A 20199-nucleotide genomic window follows, 5' to 3' on the forward strand; every position below is an offset into this window, starting at 1 on the left:
AATTGCCCGACTTAATGTTTGTGAATTGGGCTAGATCAATTGCACTTTTGAATAGCGTTAAGTGCAGCCGTGATACCTTTCAATGAATAGGTATAGCTGGTTTTGGTTCCGCGTCTTGATTGTGCCTGAACCTTCATCTCAGCTCCGCCACGCATCGCAGCGATAAGCTGGGGCTCTTCCGCTGCATTTTCCATCCAGCCAGACTTACCATTGACGAACATAGTGAAGTTACGATTGCCAATGGTAACGGTAACTTTGCTATTCGGGTTTAGATCATAGCCGGCCATAAATTGCGGCTCAAAGCTGATATTTTGCCCCGGCTTCTGACTTACGAGGAAGAAATTGTCACCATGATCGACATTAGTTGGTGCTTTTTCTGTAGGAACGGAAAGGACGTAGCAGACCTTGCCATTGCCCGACTGGTAGCTATAGGCACCCCAGGCATTGAACTGGCTGATCTGGCTCGGGGTCTGGGCGAGTGCCTGACCCGCCATACCAATCATGAACACAGAAGCCGCGACGATCGATTTTCCAAGCATTGTTCTTACCGGTTCTCTTTCGTTTGCTTCAAACTTGAAATCACTGCTCTCAAAAACCTTTTGGTCTCATGAAAACAGTGCACGGAAATGGTGCGCGACCTTGGGTGACGCCCATCATTTCCAACGGCGGGATATCGTCGCTGCACGCGTCGTCCCATTCAGTTAACCGTAATCTGCCTTGATTGAGGTTACTAAACGGTGAAGTTTTATAAGAAAACTCAAACGAAAAGCTGCTTGCCCCACGATTCCATAATTGATTTGATCCAAAAGAAAGCGGCAACAGTTTGTCATTAAAACATAAGCACCGCTAGCAGTACTCAATTTTCACCAATAGCCCACATTATGCAGGCAATTAGACATCATCTTTGGCGAGAGCTTGCTGGGCTGCAATCCGATGCGCAGGGGTAATATGTGTTTTTACCGCAGTTAGGGCGGCCATGAGAACGGCGATATCATCGGTGAAACCTATTCCGGCGAGAATATCCGGCACGAAATCAAGCGGTAACACAAAATAAGCAAGAGCCGCCATCAACGTCATCCGCACGCGCGTTGGCGTATTCTGATCAAGCGCACAATAATAGGCGGCAACGACTTCTGGCATAAATGGCACCGCCCGTCCGGCACGACGCACCGTTTTCCAGAACCCCCGTTTTACTTTCTCACTGCGCTTGCGATATTGGCGATCATCACCCGGATCGAGGATTTCATCAATTTTGACGCTATCCATATCTGCTTATCTCCTATGGCGTGAATCTCCCGCCCTCAAGGTTAAAGATGGTGAGAGATGGAACTTTTCGCAAGTTCTGCTTTCAGCTTGTCAGTGAGTTCATCTTTTGGGCGAGTTTAATATCAAGTTCGGTAATGCCATTTTCGCTATGGGTTGCGAGCGTCACATCCACGCGATTATAAACATTGAACCATTCCGGATGGTGGTCAATCTTCTCAGCATAAAGCGCTACACGCGTCATAAAGCCAAAGGCTTCGCTGAAATTTTTGAACTTGAAGCTTTTCGAAATAGCCTCGCGATCTGGAATTTTCTGCCAGCCTTCCAAGCTCGCAAGCGCTTGCTTTAACTCGTCATCATTCAGCCGATTGCGCTGCATGGTAATTTGCCTATGCTTAGTTTCAAAGATTCTTGATCTTGCAGGCGAGCAGCCCGCAAGTCTTAATAATCCCGCAAGTCTTAATAATATAGCACAGGTGCAAGAGTTCCGTGACCCTATCAGCCCCGACCAGTATTCTATTTGTTTGTGCCGGTAATATTTGTCGTTCGCCGCTGGCGGAAGGTGTGATGGCCGAAGTTCTCAAACAACGCAGGATTGATCACGTCTTGATCGATTCGGCCGGAACGAATAATTATCATACGGGCGAAGCGCCAGACCGCCGTTCCATCCGTGTGGCCGCCAAGAATAATCTTGATATTTCTGCTCAACGCTGCCGCCAATTAACAGCAGCAGATTTCAATCGCTTTGATCTCATTTTGGGCATGGATCATTATAATATGCGCATGATTGCTGAACGCGCCCCGGCTCAGTTTAGTGCGACCACCGGGCTTTTCACTGAAATAGCCCAAGGAAACGCAATTGAAATCCCCGATCCATATTATGGAGATATCGGGGATTTCGAGCAGGTTTATCGTATGGTTCTGGCAGCTTCGAGATCGCTTGCTGACCAATTCTGGCGCATTGAAGAGACAAGCGGCCAGGCTTCCTCTACGACATAGGGCCCTCCGCCCGTAGATTCGCGCGAAGACATGAGCACAAAGCGGCCAACCTTAAACGGAAGCGTTGTAAAATTGCCCCTTCCCGAAAGATAGCGAGCGACATCGTCGATTCGTACATTGCTTTTCAATCGGGCCAAAGTCACATGCGGTGTAAATTTGCGCGGATCGGCTGGGAGCCCCAAACGTTGGCAAATCCGCTCAATTTCTGCCTGTAGAGCAATCAGATCAGGCGAAGCGGATACACCAGCATAGATGCTGTGCGGCTTTTTTGTGCCAAATGCATCCACACCTGCGAGGCTGAGCATGAATTCGGGCCGTTTGACACGATCCAAAGCATGGGCGATCTCGTCAGCAATATGTCCTTCTACATCTCCTATAAAACGCAGTGTGAGATGGTAATTCTCAACATCAATCCAGCGTGCGCCCGGAAGTCCGCCTCTTAGCAATGAGAGCGAAAGCGCGGCGTCGCGCGGGATTTCGAGGGCAGTAAAGAGACGCGGCATGAGCATCCTCCTCGAATGGTTTTAACATATCCAGCGAATCATTGATTGCGCTTGGGAGCAAGCTGATAATGCCTCCGCTGCAAATTACCCGTTGGATGTCCCCGTCTTTTGCAGTGCATCCAGCGTTTTTTCGATCAGAGGTAAAAACTTGCTTACTATCATCCCCACGCCTTTTTCGTTGGGGTGCATTCCGTCCTCTAGTAAAAAATCCTTCTGCGTAGCCACTCCGTCGAGGAAAAACGGATAGAGTGCTATTTGGTGCTTTTGAGCAAGCCGGGGATAGATAGGGTTAAACTTATCAGCATAATCCTCTCCCATATTGGGCGGAGCCAGCATTCCGGCAAGGATGATGTCGATATCGCGCTCTTTTAATCGGGTGATCATAGTATCGAGATTTTTCTCAGTAATCTCGGGCGAGATGCCACGTAATGCGTCATTGGCTCCAAGTTCGAGAATAACCAGATCGGTCCCATCTGGAACCGACCAGTCAATGCGTGACAATCCGCCCGTTGTCGTGTCCCCCGAAACTCCTGCATTCTCCACGGTGACATTAAATCCCTTTTCGTGCAGGGCTGTTTCAAGCTGTTGTGGAAATCCGGCATTGCCAGGCAAGAGGTAGCCAGCCATTAAACTATCGCCGAAACCGACAATCTTGATCTGCGAGAGTTGTTCTGTTGGAAGTGCGTCTCCAAGCCCTGTCGGCTCTTCCGCCTTGGCCGCAGCGACAGCGAGAATTAATGCGCAAAAACCCACAATAAAGTGGCGCGAAAAGGTCAGGACGGGATTTGAGTGTTTGAAACGCATCATCAATGACCCATATTTGAGAAACTGCGGACAAGCCGCGCAAGAACTTCTCTGTAATAATCGGCGCAAAACAAGTCCAAATTTGTGGCGTGCTCTGGTTCTAATATTCATATAGGAAGAAATACGCGTGACGGAACAGGCGAGCGCACCGATTATCATTCTCGAAAACATTGATCTGACCCTTGGACATGCTGCCTCTTCGGTCCATGTTCTCAAAAATATTTCTCTTGAAATCGCCAAGGGGCAATCGGTGGGCGTGGTCGGTCCGTCAGGCTCTGGCAAATCGACGCTGCTCATGGTGCTGGCGGGACTTGAAAAGGTCGATAGTGGCACTGTGAAAATTGCAGGCGAGACGATTAGCGCCATGAGCGAAGATCAAGCGGCAGCTTTTCGGGGTGCCAATATTGGCATCGTTTTTCAGTCTTTCCATCTGATTCCCAATATGACTGCGCTTGAAAATGTCGCCGTGCCGCTTGAGCTTGCAGGTCGCAAGGATGCTTTTGAGATAGCTCAGCGTGAATTAGAAGCCGTAGGGCTTGGCGAACGTCTCACCCATTACCCGTCGGAACTTTCGGGCGGGGAGCAGCAACGCGTGGCCATCGCACGTGCGCTTGCACCATCTCCTAAGATCCTGATTGCCGATGAGCCGACCGGTAATCTCGACACGGCAACAGGCCGCCAGATTGCTGATCTATTATTTGCCAAACAGCGGGAAAACGGCCTCACCATGGTGCTTGTTACCCACGATCCCTTGCTTGCCGCGCGCTGTGATCGTGAAATTCCAGTGCGCAATGGTTTAATCGAAGATCCGGCGCATAATGCAGCGTTTCCGAAAAATCTGGCGGTCGGCCTATGAGGTCAGCGCGTTCTATTTTGCTGGCATTGCGCTTTGCCCTGTGCGAAATGCGCGGCGGGCTTTCAGGCTTTTATATTTTCCTGGCCTGTATCGCTCTGGGGGTCGCGGCAATCGGCGGCGTCAACTCCGTCGCGCATTCTGTAAGCGCCGGGATTGCATCCGAAGGCCAGACTATTCTTGGCGGGGATATAAGCTTTGCCCTTAATCAGCGAGAGGTGAGTGAGCCAGAACGCGCTTTTATCGAAGGTCTCGGGCCTATCGCTGAAACGGCTACTATGCGTTCAATGGCAAGGCTTCCCGATGGTTCTGATCAATCACTTGTTGAGGTAAAAGCAGTCGATCAGGCCTATCCGCTCTATGGTGATCTCAAGGTTGAGCCGCCAATGGCGCTCAAGGAAATCACTGCTGAAAAAGGCGGAGTTTATGGCGCTGCGGTGTCGCAAGGTTTTCTAGACCGCATGGGCGTGCCACTCGGTACGAAAGTTCTGCTTGGATCCGAAACTTTTGAATTACGCACCGTAATTCAGTCTGAGCCAGACCTTCTATCATCAGGTTTTAATTTTGCACCGCGCTTTCTGGTTTCGCTGGATGGATTGCGCGCTTCCGGATTGATCCAGCCGGGAAGCCTTGTTGATCATATTTATAAGGTCCGGCTGCCCGATGGAGCTCCGGATTCGGCGATTGCCGCTGTGCGCCAGCAGGCGGCAGCGGATTTCCCCAGTTCTGGGTGGAATATTCGCTCACGCGGCAATGCAGCGCCCGCACTGAGCGCAAATATTGAACGTTTCTCACAGTTTCTAACACTCGTCGGTTTAACTGCTCTTATTGTTGGCGGTGTTGGGGTGGCCAATGCTGTGCGCGCCTATCTTGAAGCTAAGCGCGGCGTCATAGCCACATTCAAATCGCTTGGCGCACCAGCTGGCTTTGCAGTGCTGGTCTATCTCGTTCAGATATTGGTGATCGGCTTTATCGGAATAATTCTGGGGCTTATCTTTGCGGCTGCGATGCCCTATCTCGCCGCAGCAATTCTTGCAGATTATCTGCCTGTGGCAGCCGGCGGCGGATTTTATCCAAAAGCGCTGGGGCTCGCAGCTATTTTTGGCGTAATGACTACACTCGCTTTCGCCATCATTCCACTAGGCCGCGCTCGCAATATCCCGGCTACCGCCTTATTCCGTGAACAGGGCTTTGATCAGCGCGGTTTGCCGCCATTTCTCTATCTTGCTTGTTCTCTATTATTGATCGCTGCTCTGGCGGGCCTTGCACTATATGTGGCTTATGATCGGCGGATCGCTGCGATTTTTCTGATCTCTACCGTGGCTGCTTTCGGAATATTGCGCCTTGTGGCGGACGGCATACGCTGGCTCGCAAGACATGCACCGCGTGTGCGATCAACAGCGCTACGGCTTGCAATCGGCAATATCCACCGACCGGGTGCGTTGACGCCTTCCGTTGTTCTGTCTCTCGGGCTTGGCCTGACTTTGATGGTTGCTATTGCGCTTATCGATGGAAATTTACGCCGACAGGTTTCTGAAAATATTCCTGCGCAAGCGCCTGATTTCTTTTTCGTCGATATTCAGAACAATGATATCGGAGATTTTAAAGACCTGCTCAGCAACATTGTGCCTGACGGAAAGCTAACATCGGGTCCGATGCTCCGAGGGCGTATCATTGAGCTTAACGGGCAAAATGTCCGGGACATGAAGATCCCGCCTGAAGCTGCCTGGGTGCTGCGGGGTGATCGCGGTCTTACCTTTGCTGAGCAATTGCCCGAAAACTCCACCTTGGGTGAAGGGAAATGGTGGCCAGAAAATTACGATGGAGAGCCGCTGGTTTCCTTTGCTGAACGGGAAGGTAAAGAGCTTGGCCTGCAACTGGGTGACACTGTGACGATCAATGTGCTGGGCCGCAATATCTCGGCGAAGATCGCCAGTTTCCGGCAAGTGCAGTGGGAAACTTTGGCGATGAATTTTGTCATGGTATTTTCGCCCAACACTTTTGCAGGTGCGCCAGCAACATGGCTTGCGACATTGACGATACCGGAAGATCAGAAAGCTCTTGCACCCGAGGTTTTGCGACAAGTGACCAAAACCTGGCCAGCAGTGACCACTGTGAGTGTGACCGATGCTTTGGATGTCGCCAATGATCTGATCAGCCAGCTTGCAACGGCGATTCGGGCAGCTTCTGCCATCGCCCTCGCTGCGTCAGTGCTGGTATTGGGAGGAGCGCTGGCGGCTGGCAATCGTGCGCGAGTCCATGACGCAGTTGTCCTTAAGACGCTGGGCGCCACCCGACGCACTCTTATATTAGCCTATGTGACGGAATATATGTTGCTGGGCCTAGCCACCTCGATTTTTGCACTGGTGGCGGGCGGTATTGCTGGATGGTATGTGGTCGTTGAAGTGATGAAGCTTAAAGCGCAGTTTTTGCCCGATATTGCCATCATGACCGTATTCATCGCTCTGATTCTGACGGTTGGATTCGGGCTGGCGGGGACTTGGCGCGTGCTCGGTCAAAAGCCTGCAACGGTTCTACGAACAGTATAAAGTAGCTGTAATATTTAGCAGCGGCTTTGTTAACCTATTGGAAGTCATAGAGAATGGCTTTCAAATTTCGACGCATATCATGGCGATTTTTCGCAAGAACTACTTGTGTATAAGCGGTAAAATCCCCATAATATCGCTAGGCATGCTGGGGTCCCGCCAGCGGCGCCTGGTGGCGGCTTGAAGTTGTGTTTCAAATTACCTAGTTTTTCGGAGATGAGCACGACAAACAATGAAAAAGCGCCCCGACACCCGACGGGACAACGCAAGAGGAATTTAAGTCATGGCTGACTATCGTAACATTCAGGCCCAGAGGACCGTTGGCGGTGCCCGCGTTGGCGCTGACATTGATCAGGGTCTGCGCAGCTATATGCTGGGCGTCTACAACATGATGGCAATCGGCCTGGCCGTTACCGGTCTGGCTGCTTTTGCTGTTGCCGCACTCGCAACGACCACGGACCCATCCGCTGCCGTTGCTCAGCTTCCAAATGGTAAAATGATCACCGCACTGGGTGCAGCGCTTTACACTTCCCCGCTTCGCTGGGTTGTTATGCTTGCGCCTTTGGCAGCGGTATTCTTCCTCAGCTTCCGTATTGAGCGTCTTTCGGTTGCGACGGCCAATGCAGTATTCTGGGGCTATGCAGCGCTTGTAGGTCTTTCGCTGTCGTCGATTTTCTTGGTTTTCACCGGCCAGAGCATCGTTCGCACTTTCTTTGTGACCGCCGCTTCCTTCGGTGCGCTCTCGCTTTATGGTTACACAACCAAGCGCGATCTTTCGGCGATGGGCTCATTCCTGATTATGGGTCTTTTCGGCCTCATCATCGCCTCGGTCGTTAACATTTTCCTCGGCTCAACCGCTTTGCAATTTGCAATCTCGGTCATTGGTGTCCTGATTTTTGCTGGTCTGACCGCTTATGACACGCAGTCGATCAAGGAAATGTATTACGAAGGCGATGGTTCAGAAACCCACGGCCGTAAGGTTGTGATGGGCGCGCTGCGTCTCTATCTCGACTTCATCAACATGTTCATGTTCTTGCTGCAATTTATGGGCAACCGCGAATAAGCGAATAAAACATGGGTTGAATAGGGCAGCATTTGCTGCCCTTTTTGCTTTTATGCGGTCAGTTTCTGATGCATTCTGCATCTACCAATATTAACCCCCAGCCCGGTTTCACATGCCCCTTATTCGCAAATTCTCGTCGCCCGACATAGATGCGGTTACCGCAATCTATGCCCATGCAGTTCTTTATGGTGCCGGTACTTATGAGATTGAGCCACCTTCGCGTGACGAGATGAAAACTCGCTTCGAAAGAATTGTGAAACAAGGTTTTCCTATTTTGATAGCTGAGGAAAATGGCATTGTGCTCGGCTATGCTTATGCCAGCCATTTCCGCAACAGAGCGGCCTATAATTGGCTTGCGGAAGACTCGATCTATGTGTCGCCCGACGCCAAAGGCAAAGGCGTGGGGAAAAGTCTGCTCCAGGAATTGGTGCTGCGAACAGAAGCGCTGGGATTTCGGCAGATGCTTGCAGTTATCGGCGATGGCGACGGCAATATTGGCTCGGTCAAACTGCATGAGAGCCTCGGCTTTACCCATTGCGGGTCTATTCGCGCTTCAGGCTATAAGCATGGGCGCTGGCTAAATACTATTTTGATGCAACTACCGCTTAATGGCGGCGATGTGGATGCACCACAAGCCAGCCCGCTTCTGTCTCCTCTTTGATAACTTTATCGATTAAGCCTTTTATTCAGCTAGTCGGCTTCCTGCGGGAAAATTTTCCAATAGCGGGGACGGAATGCGATTCGAGTTTTTTCAGCTGCCGGATGGTTGGCGGGAATTTCGATTTCGATACGGTCACACGCTCCGCCAATTTCAAGTTCAACACGCCGTTTTCCTCCGGAACGTCGGCTGGCAATCACAGTTCCGGCTATGCAGCCGCCACAACCTTCCAGAAGCTCAACCTCATGCGGACGAAAATAGAGAAGCGCCGGCCCGTCGGAAATTTCAGGCGCGCTCAATCCAACCATCCGGTCTGAATGCCAAATTTCTCCGCCTTCCAAATGAACCGGGAGTTTGCTGGATTCGCCAATGAAGCTGTAGACGAAAGGCGAATTAGGCGCATCATAAACTTCGTCAGGCCTGCCAATCTGTTCGATCCGGCCCTGGCTCATCACTACAACCCGATCCGCAAGTTCTAGCGCCTCGTCTTGATCATGCGTAACGAAAACCGTTGTATGGCCGGTTCTATCATGAATATCGCGCAACCAGCGGCGGAGTTCTTTGCGTACTTGCGCATCAAGCGCGCCAAATGGTTCGTCTAATAGCAGCACTTTCGGCTCAATGGCCATGGCACGGGCCAAAGCTACGCGCTGGCGCTGGCCGCCGGACAATTGCGAGGGATAACGGTTTTCAAGACCTTTCAACTGAACCAGTTCCAGAAGCTCAATGGCGCGGCGTCGAATTTCTGTAGCGGTAGGCCGGGTTTTGCTTGGTCGAACTTTTAGGCCAAAACCGATATTCTCAGCCACTGTCATATGACGAAACAAGGCATAATGCTGAAAGACAAAGCCAACATTGCGCTCTTGAACGCTCTTTTGAGATGCGTCTTCCTCGCCAAAGAAAATGGCGCCTTCCGTTGGGCTTTCAAGCCCGGCAATAAGGCGAAGCAAGGTTGTTTTGCCAGATCCAGATGGACCCAACAGTGCGATCAACTCGCTCGATTGAATATCCAGCGACACTTCGTGTAACGCCGGAAAGCGAGCAAATTCTTTACGCACACCGGCGACTCGAACTTCCATTCCCATCCTTTTCCCACCTGATCGGCGGTCTTTCTATGGTTGCGCTTCATTCTGCCCAACTACACAAACCGAGATTGATTATCGTTTCCTAGAGCATCAAAGCGCGCTCTCGCTGCTCACTTCCTCTCTGAAACGTCGCTCCAGATAGATTTTGATTGCCAGCGATAACAGCGCCAGCAATGCGAGTAGGGATGCGACGGCAAACGCAGCAACAAAATTATATTCATTATAAAGAATTTCGACCTGCAAAGGCATAGTATTGGTAACCCCGCGAATATGACCGGACACCACCGAGACCGCGCCAAACTCTCCCATTGCCCGCGCATTACAGAGCAACACACCGTATAAAAGCCCCCATTTTATGTTCGGTAAGGTCACATAGCGAAATGTCTGCCATCCAGTTGCCCCAAGCGAAATTGCTGCCTCTTCATCGCCGGTTCCCTGTTCTTGCATCAGCGGTATTAGTTCCCTTGCTACAAAGGGGAAAGTAACAAACATCGTCGCAAGAACGATCCCAGGAACAGCGAATAATATTTCTATTCCGTGCCGCGATAGCCACGGGCCAAGCACACTGTGACTTGCAAAAAGCAAGACGAAAACCAGACCTGAAATCACCGGCGAGATCGAAAATGGCAGGTCAATGAGTGTGATGAGAAAGGCTTTGCCTTTAAATTCAAACTTGGCGATTGCCCAGGCTGCCGCTATGCCAAATAGCGTGTTTACCGGAACGGCTATTGCTGCCACCAGCAAGGTGAGGCGGATCGCTGCCAACGCATCGGGCTCTGTGAGTGACGTAATATATTCTGCGGCCCCCTTGCGGAATGCTTCTACAAAAACTGCGATAACTGGCAATATGAGAAATAGCCCCAAAAAACTAAGTGCGATCATTATCAGCAAAAGTTGGGTGCCAAAGCTCTCAGTCGTCGATCGGTGATCGGTATGGGCTGCATTATTCGCCATAGCCATATCTCCGTCGGCTCCAGCTTTGAAAAAGATTGATGAGGAACAGCATCCCAAACGACATGATCAGCATGATGGTTGCGAGCGCAATCGCACCTGCATAATCATATTCTTCCAATTTTATGACGATCAGCAGCGGAGCGATTTCAGAGACATATGGCGTGTTTCCTGCAATGAAGATAACCGAGCCATATTCACCAATGCCGCGTGCAAAAGCGAGTGCGAAACCTGTCAAAATAGCCGGTTGCAGTGCAGGAAGTAGAACACGTGCAATCGTTTGAAACCGGGTCGCGCCCAGCGTTGCCGCTGCTTCTTCTACTTCCTGACTTATTTCCTCAATAATGGGCTGAACCGTGCGCACAACGAATGGCAGCCCGATAAAAACCAATGCAACGACAATCCCCGCCCGCGAGAAAGCAATATGGATGTCGAATGGTAAAAGCAGGCTCCCAATCCAGCCATTGGGCGCATAAATTGATGCAAGTGCGATGCCAGCGACGGCCGTTGGAAGCGCAAAGGGAATATCGACTATTGCATCCACAAAGCGGCGGCCAATGAAGCGATAGCGAACCAATACCCAAGCCAGGATGGTTCCGAATATGACATTTATCAGTGCGGCTATAAAAGCAGTCCCAAAGCTGGTTTCTAATGCTCTTAAAGTGCGTTCATCTGTAATCAGCCGCCAGAACCCAGCAGGCCCCACATCAAGTGAGCGCAATATCAGTGTTGCGAGTGGAATGAGGATCAGCAAAGTCAGATAGGTAATGCTGAAACCGAAGGTCAATCCGAATCCCGGAATGACACTGGGTTTTTGAAACCGCCAACCTTCTCTCGCTTTTGTGCGGAGCGAAGCCATTAATAATTGATCCTTATTATTCGGGCCCGAGACCCGCCGCATCAAACAATAGACTTAAACAATAGATGCTCTGAGCAGCATGGATCAGCGATGAGGCTTGTAGATCTGGTCAAAGGTACCACCATCACCGAAATGGAAAGGTTGCGCCTTGCTCCATCCGCCAAATATTGGATCATCAATCGTTACAAGTTCCAGCTTGGGAAAGTCACGCCTTTGATCAACAGGGATAATATCAGGATTTGATGGGCGATAAAAATGTTTTGCTGCAATCGTCTGCCCTTCTGGTGAATAGAGATATTCCAGATAAGCTTGGGCCAATTTAGTGGTGCCATTTTGCTCGGCATTTTTGTCCACTAGAGCTACCGGCGGTTCTGCCAGGATTGATTGCGCCGGTACAACAATATCAAGCGCATCATCCCCAAATTCGGCTATCGAAAGATAAGCCTCATTTTCCCATGCGAGTAATACATCCCCAAGCTGGCGCTGCACAAAACTGGTTGTAGATCCTCGCGCTCCCGTATCCAAAACCGGCACATGGCGGAACAGTTCAGCGATATAGGCTCTGATCTTCTGCTCATCGCCGCCAAATTCTTTATGTGCCCATGCCCATGCGGCAAGATAGTTCCAGCGCGCACCGCCAGAAGTCTTGGGATTAGGCGTGATGATCTCCACGCCGTCTTTTATAAGATCACCCCAATCCTTAATTCCTTTCGGATTGCCTTTGCGTACCAGAAACACAATGGTCGATGTGTAAGGAGAGGAATTATTGGGAAGGCGCTGACGCCAGTCTTTGTTAATTTTGCCTGATAGCTCAGCAATGGCATCAATATCGCTTTGAAGCGCGAGGGTAACGACATCAGCCTTTACCCCATCTATAACGGAACGTGCCTGCTTGCCTGATCCGCCATGCGACATGCGAATGGTGATATCTTCGCCCGCTTCCGCCTTCCAATATTTTGCAAAAGCGGCATTATAATCCTTATACAACTCTCGCGTTGGATCATAAGACACGTTGAGAAGAACTTGACCCGCATGGCCCGTTCCAATCCCCGCCCAGATGGTTGGTACAGTTAATAGTGCTGCAACTAGCAATATGCGTTTCGATAACTTCATGACTGTCTCTCCGCGTGTGCTCATTCGCTAACCTTAGCAGAGGCGCAGCTCTCCTGAAGACAGCCGGACTACCATAATTTACGATCAGATTCGAAATTTCTCCGCGTCTTTGTCAGGTAGCGAGAATATTTTCCTCAACCATGCGCAGCTCCCTTATTAAAGTGAAATAAAATATCCGCAGTGATAAGCGGCGGCTGTGCCGGTTCGTTCCATCCCAGAAAGTTATAAATCTGATAGCGCCATAAACCGATCTGCTCATGCAGAGCCACATCGAATACAAGAAAATTTAGCCCTGCAGATGAGATATTCGTGTGAGAAGTTGTGAGATAGGCGGCCGCAATTGGCGTTGGCTTCAACCCGAAATGATTAAAATAGACAAGGTTGCGTCGCAAAAAAGGTGCCGATTGCAGAAGTACCACCTTTGCTGGCTTTAGCTCTCGCAAGATCTGGGAGGTAAATTTGGCATTTTGCCAGCTATTATGACTTCGGCTTTCCGTGATGATTGAAGCGTCGTCGATTCCTGCTTTTTTCAGCTGATCCGCTATCGAATCGGCTTCAGATATGCCGGTATCATCATTGTTTCCACCACTTGCAATGAGCCTACACTGCAAGTTTTTCAATTCGCATTGTCGCAAATATTTAGCAGCGGCAAAAATCGGCCCAAACGAGAAAGCTAAGGGTTCCACCACCTGATGGTTCTCTTCAGTAATGGCCTGAGTACCCAGACCCAAAACGACAAAAACCGTATTGTCCTCAAGTGGAGATTGCAGTTGCGACGCAAAAGGGGATTGAAGGCGGCTCATAAGATAATCAGGGACTAGCCCCGACGCGATAGAGCCATAACTGATCACGGAAAAAGCGATTAGCAATCCGCCCGTGGCAGACCATCGAAGCCAACAAAGGGAAATGCCTAGAATAAAGACCGCAAATATAATGTTGAGGGTCATAATGAGATCCGATTGGCAATTGATTGTTGAAATTAACAGCTTGAGATAAGCAAAATATACAAGACGATAAGGAAAAAGATAATCGCAATAAATGAGGTCCGGAATGGGTTGCGGGGGGCAATTGGTTCCGGACCTCCGCCAATCTTTCGATCAGCTTTCTATAAACTCAGCACGTGAAAATTGGTTGCATAAAAATATGAATTTTTTCGTCTGCGTGATTAATTTTTGTGTTTTTCACCACGGTAACCCCGGATTTAGCCGCAAACACCAGCATTTAAGTAAGCGTGGACACGAAATTACGATGCGAAAAATTTCATATTTTAGGAAGGCTCGCCACTTCGAAAAATATGGCGCTCTTTTTCGGACGCGTCACCTTCCTTTATCGAATCACTTGATTTCATCTACTACCCCATGCTTGAAGCTGTTAACCCATAAGACGGGATAGCCATGGCTTGCGATTATCGCGAAAGGAAAGATTATGAAGCCTGTTTTCTTGCAGCTCCAATGCGCGCCCGGCAAAACTTATGAAGTGGCTGACGCTCTTTTTCGGCGGGAAATCGTCTCAGAACTCTATTCTACGAGTGGTGAATATGATCTGCTGATGAAAATCTATGTCACGGAAGGCCAAGATATCGGTAAGTTTATCAACGAAAACGTGCTGGATATTCCCAATATCGTGCGCTCATTGACAACCTTGACCTTTACGGCATTCTGACGTCACGTAAATGATTGATTTACCATAACCCAGCTATATTGCTTCTGTGAGGAACCTCCCGATGCTGTGCGCATTTAATTTTTTAAAAGCCATAAAATTGTTGCGTAAGAGCATCTAGAGTAGGCCGGGAACAGCGATGGACGATCTGGAACATAAGCGGATTTTGGTTGTTGAGGATGAAATTTTTGTCGCTCTCGACTTAGCCGCAACCGTTGAAGATGCTAATGGAACCGTGATCGGCCCCGTCGGCACCGTGCGACAAGCGATAGAGCTGCTCGACCGATATGATATCGATGCAGCCATTCTCGATGTTAATCTCGCCGATGGCGACTTCGAGCCCATATTGCACCAGCTCAAAAGCCGCGATGTCTTTGTAGTGGTACATACCGGCGGTGGCTTACCCGCCGCCATAGCCGCACAATATCCGGAGATGCCGGTTTTCCAAAAGCCTATTCCCCTTAATGTACTGACACGTTCTCTCGCTTCCGCATTAGGATCGAATACATCCTTGTGATGTGGCAACATCATTGCGTTTGCGCTCTGAAATCTTTTGCAATATTATTCTTATAATGCTATATTGCACTTGCTGGAAGTAGCGATTGATTTCGCACGCCAGAACCTCCCCGCTGGTTGCATCCTCTGCGCTGGATCACCCTCTTGAGCTGGTTTGTAGAGACAAGCCGGATAGAAGAAAGTGCCGGGGTAATTGCGCTTGGTATGGTGCAATGGTTCTGGCATACCAGCAGGTGAAACTTTTCTGAAAGGCGTTTTGTTACGCAGAGCGTCAGAATATCAAACGAGCGATTGCTCAGATAAATGGCAATTGCCTAGAGAAGGACCGAAAATGCCTCCTTATCGTTCGCGAACTACCACCCACGGTCGCAATATGGCGGGCGCGCGCGGCCTATGGCGCGCCACTGGTATGAAGGATGAGGATTTCGGCAAGCCCATTATTGCGGTGGTCAACTCTTTCACGCAATTTGTGCCAGGCCACGTCCATTTGAAGGATCTTGGCCAGCTCGTAGCACGCGAGATTGAAAAAGCTGGCGGTGTGGCCAAAGAATTTAACACCATTGCCGTCGATGATGGTATCGCTATGGGCCATGATGGCATGCTGTATTCGCTGCCTTCACGTGAGCTGATCGCTGATTCCGTCGAATATATGGTCAATGCGCATTGTGCCGATGCGATGGTTTGTATCTCTAACTGCGATAAGATCACTCCCGGCATGCTTATGGCTGCGATGCGCCTGAATATTCCGGTTGTGTTCGTTTCGGGCGGCCCGATGGAAGCGGGTAAAGTCGTCTGGGATGACGAGGTTAAAAAGCTTGATCTCGTCGATGCTATGGTTGCGGCTGCCGATGATCATTATACCGACGAGCAGGTCAAGGCTATTGAGCGTTCGGCCTGCCCGACCTGCGGTTCATGCTCGGGAATGTTCACGGCAAACTCGATGAACTGTCTCACCGAAGCAATAGGCCTTGCGCTGCCAGGCAATGGCTCTACCCTTGCAACCCATGTTGATCGCAAGCGTCTTTTCGTGGAAGCTGGTCACCTCATCGTTGATCTTGCTCGTCGTTATTATGAGCAGGACGATGTTAATGTCTTGCCGCGTTCAATCGTTACGTTTGAAACCTTCCAAAACGCGATGACGCTTGATATCGCTATGGGTGGTTCGACCAATACTGTGCTTCACTTGCTTGCCGCCGCGCAAGAAGCAGAAGTTGATTTCACCATGGCTGATATCGACAAGCTTTCGCGGCGTGTTCCAGTGCTTTGTAAGGTCGCGCCTGCTGTCGCCAATGTTCATATGGAAGACGTGCACCGTGCCGGCGGTATTATGGGCATTCTCGGACAGCTCGACCGTGCTGGCCTGCTCGACACTTCACGTCCGACGATTCATTCCGAAACATTGGGCAAGGCGCTTGAGCAATGGGACATCTCGCGTTCCAACAGCGAAATGGTGCACAAATTCTTCTGCGCCGCTCCCGGAGGTGTGCCGACACAGGTAGCATTCAGTCAGGAACGCCGCTTTGATAGCGTCGATGCCGATCGCGAAAACGGCGTCATCCGCTCCAAAGAACATGCATTCAGTCAGGATGGTGGGCTAGCCGTTCTTTATGGCAATCTCGCCGAAGATGGCTGCATTGTGAAAACCGCTGGTGTTGACGAAGAGATTCTCACTTTCTCGGGAACTGCACGTATTTTTGAAAGCCAGGATTCGGCTGTGCTCGGCATTTTGAACGGCAAGATCAAGCCGGGTGATATTGTGCTGATCCGCTATGAGGGTCCACGCGGCGGTCCCGGTATGCAGGAGATGCTGTATCCGACCAGCTATTTGAAATCGAAAGGCTTAGGAAAAGTCTGCGCGCTCATCACTGATGGTCGTTTCTCTGGCGGGTCTTCAGGTCTTTCCATTGGCCATGTTTCACCAGAAGCTGCTGAGGGCGGAACGATAGGTCTGGTTCGTGAAGGCGATGTCATCAATATCGACATTCCCAACCGTAAGATCCATCTTGATGTCGATGATGCCACCTTGGCCGCCCGCCGTGTTGAGCAGGATGCGGCAGGCTGGAAGCCAGCCGAAGAACGCAAGCGTAAAGTTACTACTGCGCTTAAAGCCTATGCAGCGATGACTACCAGCGCTGCCTTTGGTGCAGTGCGAAAACTGCCTGATTAATAATATGAAAAGGGCTCTTCGGAGCCCTTTTTATTATGAATTCGTTTGCTTTAGTTTTGGCTATTTTTTTCGATCACAGGCATCATTTCGTTGCGAACCGCTGTCGGAGTAATCGGGCCGACATGCTTGTAAACAATTTTGCCTTCCTGATTGACTAAGAAGGTTTCTGGTACGCCATAGACTCCCCAATCAATGGTTGAGCGCCCCGTATTATCTGCACCGACTGCTTCATATGGATTGCCCAGTTCTCCCAGAAAACGGCGAGCATTCTCTGGTTGGTCTTTATAGTTTAAGCCCACCACGCGCAGACGTTTATCTTTTGCAAGTTCCATTAAAATCGGATGTTCCTGGCGGCAAGGCGCACACCACGATGCCCAGACATTTACTAAGGTCAGCTTGCCTTCGGGTCCCGTGATAAAATCTAAACTATCAAGACCGGGAAGGGGGGAATTATTATGAGCCAGCCCGTCAATGGGCGGCAGTTTGGTCACAGGTGCCTCTTTGCCAATCAATACGGAAGGAATAGTGGAATTATCCTTGCCCGATACAAGTTGCACCGTGAAAACGGCAGCAAGCGCTACAAAAATGACCAATGGCAGCAGGGCGAGCCACGGTGTTCGCTTCTTTGCTGCGGGTGGTAGTGAGGTGTCTTTAGTCACTTTACATGCTCCGCGGCTTTGGCTGAACGTCGACGAACCCCCTGAGCTTCCAGCCGTTTAAGTTCGTTTTTCAGGATACGTTGATCAATCAGAATCCAGCCGATAATTGCCGTCAGCGCAAAGGCAGCTATGCAATAGGAAGTGAGCACAAAACCAAAATGGGTCATGCAGGCTCTCCCGTTTTGGAAGGCGCAGGACGACCGCGATCGGCATTTCGAGCCGCCAGTTTCTTCATCGCAGATACCCGCCGCCGCCAGATTTCATTGCGCATGGCCATAATATGCAGTGCCAGAAAGAGCAAGGAGAAGCCCAAGGCCATCACCAGCAACGGCCACAGCATTGATGGATCAATAGTGGGCCCGTCCATCCGAAATACGGAAGCAGGCTGATGCAACGTATTCCACCAATCAACAGAAAATTTGATGATCGGAATATTGATGAAGCCCACCAGCGTCAGCACAGCAACAGGTTTGGCACTTCTGGCCGGATCATCCATGGCGCGCGAGAGTGCTATAATGCCAAGATACATCAAAAACAGAACAAAAACCGACGTTAGCCGGGCATCCCACACCCACCAAGTTCCCCACATGGGCTTGCCCCAAAGTGAGCCGGTCGCCAATGCGATTATGGTGAAAACAGCGCCCAGTGGTGCTGCAGCGCGGATGGAAACATCAGCAAGCGGGTGCCGCCAAACCAATGTGCCCAATGCGGAAACCGCCATGATTGAATAGCACATCATGGACAACCACGCGAAGGGCACATGAATATACATAATGCGCACCGTGATACCTTGCTGGTAGTCTTCCGGCGAGCGAAATACCATAAAGAGGCCTATGGCGAGCGAAATTACCGTCGCGCCCCATAGCCATGGCAGGATTTTTGCTGCAAGGGCGAGGAAACGTGTCGGGTTGGCAAGGTCAAGCCAGCTACTGGTTTTCACATTCGATTTCGTCATGCTTTATACTTACCTTGCCGCCCTCCGCGGTTCAATTGAGGCAAATCAACTGCGTCAATCGGTCGAGTTTTTAAGCGCTACGCTTGCCGCCAAAGGGCCAAGCACGCCGAAAAACAAAGTCAGTGAGGTCAATATAAGAAATGGAGCAAAGAAAGGAGCGACAATATCCGTTGCGCCATAGGAAGCGGAAACGCCAAAAATAAGCACCGGAATTGTTAGCGGCAAAACAATAACTGAAACCAGCAAACCACCGCGCGGTAATGCTACCGCGAGCGCAGCTCCCACCGCACCAATAAAAGCGATAGCGGGCGTGCCAACCAAAAGAGTGAGCATGGTTGCCCCGATCGCTGTTGCATCCATATTCATGAAAAGGCCAAGCATGGGTGAAGCGATGACAAGCGGCAATACGCTTGCCAGCCAATGGGCAACGCATTTCGTAAAGACAATGAGCGGGAGCATATGCCGATCAGCCCCAATCAGAAGCAGGTCAAGAGAGCCGTCTTCCCGATCAGCCTGAAAAAGCCGATCCAGCCCGAGCAGGATAGCAAGCAATGCACCGATCCACAGCATTGCAGGTCCAATCCGCGACAAAAGATTAAGATCCGGCCCAATGCCAAAAGGCATAACCGAAATTACCGCGAGAAAAAACAATATGCCGATCAGCGCCCCGCCGCCAGCGCGGACGCTTAGGCGCATATCACGAAGCAAAAGCGCCAGCATTAAAAGGTCTCCGGAAAATAATCGCCCATATCCAATGTTCGGATGACGGGTAACAGCTCGCCATTGCTGGAATGGGCTGCATCAAGACCGAGTGGAATATGTGTTGCAGCTAAAATCATTCCGCCTTGCTGCATATGTTGGTGCATCAAACGGGCAAATCTCATTTCTGATGCTTTATCTAACCCGGCTGTTGGCTCATCGACGATCCAAATCGGGCGATGGCTGACGAGAAGTTTTGCAATGGAAATACGGCGCTTTTGACCGGTGGAGAGATAACCAAAGGGCAGATGCTCCACCCCGGGCAGGTCTATAGCTTCAAGTGCTTCATCTATTGGCAGAGCGTCAGCCCCATGAAATTGCTGCCAGAACAGCAGATTTTCTCGCACAGTAAGCCCCGGCTTCATGGCATTGTGATGCCCCAGATAATGGCAAGCGGCGCTAACCGGAAGAGTGTCGCCACCTTCAGTCAGCTTTATTTCTCCTTCCGCAGGCGTGAGCAGACCCGCAATGATTCGCAGCAGGGTAGATTTTCCCGACCCATTTGGCCCGGTAATGATTAAGGCTTCGCTTTTTTTTATTTCAAACGAAAGCGCCGAAAAGATAATCTCGCCTCCGCGCTCGCCTACCAAATTATCGGCTATAAGCCGCATTTTATCTCCTTGAATCGATTCAAACCTTGTGCGGGCTGACGATGCAGCCATCCCTAGAGCTTGCGCGAACTTTTTGCCGCAAAACAAAAGATTCCTGAAATTCAGTCTGGAATCGTTTTAGAAACTTCTCTATATGAGAGCTACCATGTCAGCGGTCGGCGTGGAAACCATTTTTG

General features: G+C 50.4%; 23 protein-coding genes. 8 read left to right on the forward strand and 15 right to left on the reverse strand.

Going from position 1 to position 20199, the window contains the following annotated elements:
* Positions 1-35: 35 nt before the first annotated feature.
* The 3 genes from C7374_RS01555 to C7374_RS01565 all read right to left on the reverse strand — a co-directional run bounded on the left by C7374_RS01555 (position 36) and on the right by C7374_RS01565 (position 1648).
* Entirely contained in the window at positions 36-539 is a 504-nt protein-coding gene (locus C7374_RS01555; RefSeq protein WP_111573845.1) for an invasion associated locus B family protein, read from the reverse strand.
* A 352-nt stretch (positions 540-891) separates the two neighbouring features.
* The gene (locus tag C7374_RS01560) at positions 892-1266 is read right to left on the reverse strand and encodes a YkvA family protein (RefSeq protein WP_111573846.1); all 375 of its coding nucleotides are present in this window, start codon (positions 1264-1266) and stop codon (positions 892-894) included.
* Between the two features lie 82 nt (positions 1267-1348).
* Positions 1349-1648, reverse strand: coding sequence for a 4a-hydroxytetrahydrobiopterin dehydratase (locus C7374_RS01565; RefSeq protein ID WP_280968778.1), 300 nt, complete (start codon positions 1646-1648; stop codon positions 1349-1351).
* Positions 1649-1752: 104 nt separating this feature from the next.
* On the opposite strand from C7374_RS01565, the gene C7374_RS01570 reads away from it, so the two are divergent.
* Positions 1753-2262, forward strand: a complete 510-nt coding sequence (locus tag C7374_RS01570; RefSeq protein ID WP_111573848.1) for a low molecular weight protein-tyrosine-phosphatase — start codon at positions 1753-1755, stop codon at positions 2260-2262.
* Here the strand turns inward: C7374_RS01570 and thpR are convergent.
* Both thpR and C7374_RS01580 read right to left on the reverse strand, forming a co-directional pair.
* A complete protein-coding gene (thpR, locus tag C7374_RS01575) occupies positions 2172-2765 on the reverse strand; it encodes an RNA 2',3'-cyclic phosphodiesterase (protein ID WP_111573849.1) in 594 nt (197 codons plus the stop codon). The two genes, C7374_RS01570 and thpR, sit on opposite strands and share 91 nt — an antisense overlap.
* An 84-nt stretch (positions 2766-2849) precedes the next feature.
* Positions 2850-3572, reverse strand: coding sequence for an arylesterase (locus C7374_RS01580; protein ID WP_374849882.1), 723 nt, complete (start codon positions 3570-3572; stop codon positions 2850-2852).
* Positions 3573-3696: 124 nt separating this feature from the next.
* Here C7374_RS01580 and C7374_RS01585 point away from each other — a divergent pair, with 124 nt between their 5' ends.
* The 4 genes from C7374_RS01585 (at position 3697) to C7374_RS01600 (ending at position 8692) form a co-directional block, all read left to right on the forward strand.
* Positions 3697-4425: an ABC transporter ATP-binding protein gene (locus C7374_RS01585; RefSeq protein ID WP_111573850.1), complete on the forward strand. Its 729-nt coding sequence runs from the start codon at positions 3697-3699 to the stop codon at positions 4423-4425.
* Positions 4422-6971 carry an ABC transporter permease gene (locus tag C7374_RS01590; RefSeq protein WP_111573851.1) on the forward strand — a complete coding sequence of 850 codons (2550 nt, stop codon included), beginning with the start codon at positions 4422-4424 and terminating at the stop codon, positions 6969-6971. Before C7374_RS01585 ends, C7374_RS01590 begins: the two co-directional genes overlap by 4 nt.
* A gap of 280 nt (positions 6972-7251) precedes the next feature.
* Complete coding sequence (locus C7374_RS01595; RefSeq protein WP_111573852.1) at positions 7252-8031, forward strand: Bax inhibitor-1/YccA family protein; 780 nt, start codon at positions 7252-7254, stop codon at positions 8029-8031.
* 112 nt (positions 8032-8143) lie between these two features.
* Complete coding sequence (locus C7374_RS01600) at positions 8144-8692, forward strand: GNAT family N-acetyltransferase (RefSeq protein WP_111573853.1); 549 nt, start codon at positions 8144-8146, stop codon at positions 8690-8692.
* 29 nt (positions 8693-8721) lie between these two features.
* Here the strand turns inward: C7374_RS01600 and C7374_RS01605 are convergent, their stop codons facing one another.
* The 5 genes from C7374_RS01605 to C7374_RS01625 form a co-directional block, all read right to left on the reverse strand.
* The gene (locus tag C7374_RS01605) at positions 8722-9768 is read right to left on the reverse strand and encodes a sulfate/molybdate ABC transporter ATP-binding protein (RefSeq protein ID WP_111573854.1); all 1047 of its coding nucleotides are present in this window, start codon (positions 9766-9768) and stop codon (positions 8722-8724) included.
* A 96-nt stretch (positions 9769-9864) separates the two neighbouring features.
* Entirely contained in the window at positions 9865-10728 is an 864-nt protein-coding gene (gene cysW / locus C7374_RS01610; protein ID WP_111573855.1) for a sulfate ABC transporter permease subunit CysW, read from the reverse strand.
* Positions 10718-11584, reverse strand: a complete 867-nt coding sequence (cysT, locus tag C7374_RS01615) for a sulfate ABC transporter permease subunit CysT (protein WP_111573856.1) — start codon at positions 11582-11584, stop codon at positions 10718-10720. The genes cysW and cysT overlap by 11 nt, the downstream gene beginning before the upstream one ends.
* 84 nt (positions 11585-11668) lie before the next feature.
* Complete coding sequence (locus tag C7374_RS01620; RefSeq protein WP_111573857.1) at positions 11669-12697, reverse strand: sulfate ABC transporter substrate-binding protein; 1029 nt, start codon at positions 12695-12697, stop codon at positions 11669-11671.
* 134 nt (positions 12698-12831) lie between these two features.
* Complete coding sequence (locus C7374_RS01625) at positions 12832-13644, reverse strand: YdcF family protein (protein ID WP_111573858.1); 813 nt, start codon at positions 13642-13644, stop codon at positions 12832-12834.
* Positions 13645-14122: 478 nt separating this feature from the next.
* Between C7374_RS01625 and C7374_RS01630 the strand changes: the two genes are divergently transcribed.
* The 3 genes from C7374_RS01630 (at position 14123) to ilvD (ending at position 17039) form a co-directional block, all read left to right on the forward strand.
* Positions 14123-14359, forward strand: coding sequence for an Lrp/AsnC ligand binding domain-containing protein (locus C7374_RS01630; RefSeq protein ID WP_111573859.1), 237 nt, complete (start codon positions 14123-14125; stop codon positions 14357-14359).
* Between the two features lie 136 nt (positions 14360-14495).
* A complete protein-coding gene (locus C7374_RS01635) occupies positions 14496-14873 on the forward strand; it encodes a response regulator (RefSeq protein ID WP_111573860.1) in 378 nt (125 codons plus the stop codon).
* 330 nt (positions 14874-15203) lie between these two features.
* Positions 15204-17039, forward strand: a complete 1836-nt coding sequence (gene ilvD / locus C7374_RS01640) for a dihydroxy-acid dehydratase (protein ID WP_111573861.1) — start codon at positions 15204-15206, stop codon at positions 17037-17039.
* 50 nt (positions 17040-17089) lie between these two features.
* Here ilvD and C7374_RS01645 read toward each other — a convergent pair whose 3' ends face one another.
* The 5 genes from C7374_RS01645 to ccmA are packed head-to-tail and all read right to left on the reverse strand — an operon-like array spanning position 17090 to position 20023.
* Positions 17090-17698: a DsbE family thiol:disulfide interchange protein gene (locus tag C7374_RS01645; RefSeq protein ID WP_111573862.1), complete on the reverse strand. Its 609-nt coding sequence runs from the start codon at positions 17696-17698 to the stop codon at positions 17090-17092.
* A complete protein-coding gene (ccmD, locus tag C7374_RS01650) occupies positions 17695-17865 on the reverse strand; it encodes a heme exporter protein CcmD (protein ID WP_111573863.1) in 171 nt (56 codons plus the stop codon). The genes C7374_RS01645 and ccmD overlap by 4 nt, the downstream gene beginning before the upstream one ends.
* Complete coding sequence (locus C7374_RS01655) at positions 17862-18653, reverse strand: heme ABC transporter permease (protein WP_111573864.1); 792 nt, start codon at positions 18651-18653, stop codon at positions 17862-17864. The genes ccmD and C7374_RS01655 overlap by 4 nt, the downstream gene beginning before the upstream one ends.
* Positions 18654-18707: 54 nt before the next feature.
* Positions 18708-19373: a heme exporter protein CcmB gene (gene ccmB / locus C7374_RS01660; protein ID WP_111573865.1), complete on the reverse strand. Its 666-nt coding sequence runs from the start codon at positions 19371-19373 to the stop codon at positions 18708-18710.
* Positions 19373-20023 (reverse strand): heme ABC exporter ATP-binding protein CcmA, encoded by a 651-nt coding sequence (ccmA, locus tag C7374_RS01665; protein WP_111574243.1) that lies wholly within the window; start codon positions 20021-20023, stop codon positions 19373-19375. Before ccmA ends, ccmB begins: the two co-directional genes overlap by 1 nt.
* Positions 20024-20199 lie beyond the last annotated feature (176 nt).

It is taken from the genome of Falsochrobactrum ovis (genome assembly GCF_003259955.1).
Classification (GTDB): Bacteria; Pseudomonadota; Alphaproteobacteria; order Rhizobiales; family Rhizobiaceae; genus Brucella; species Brucella ovis_A.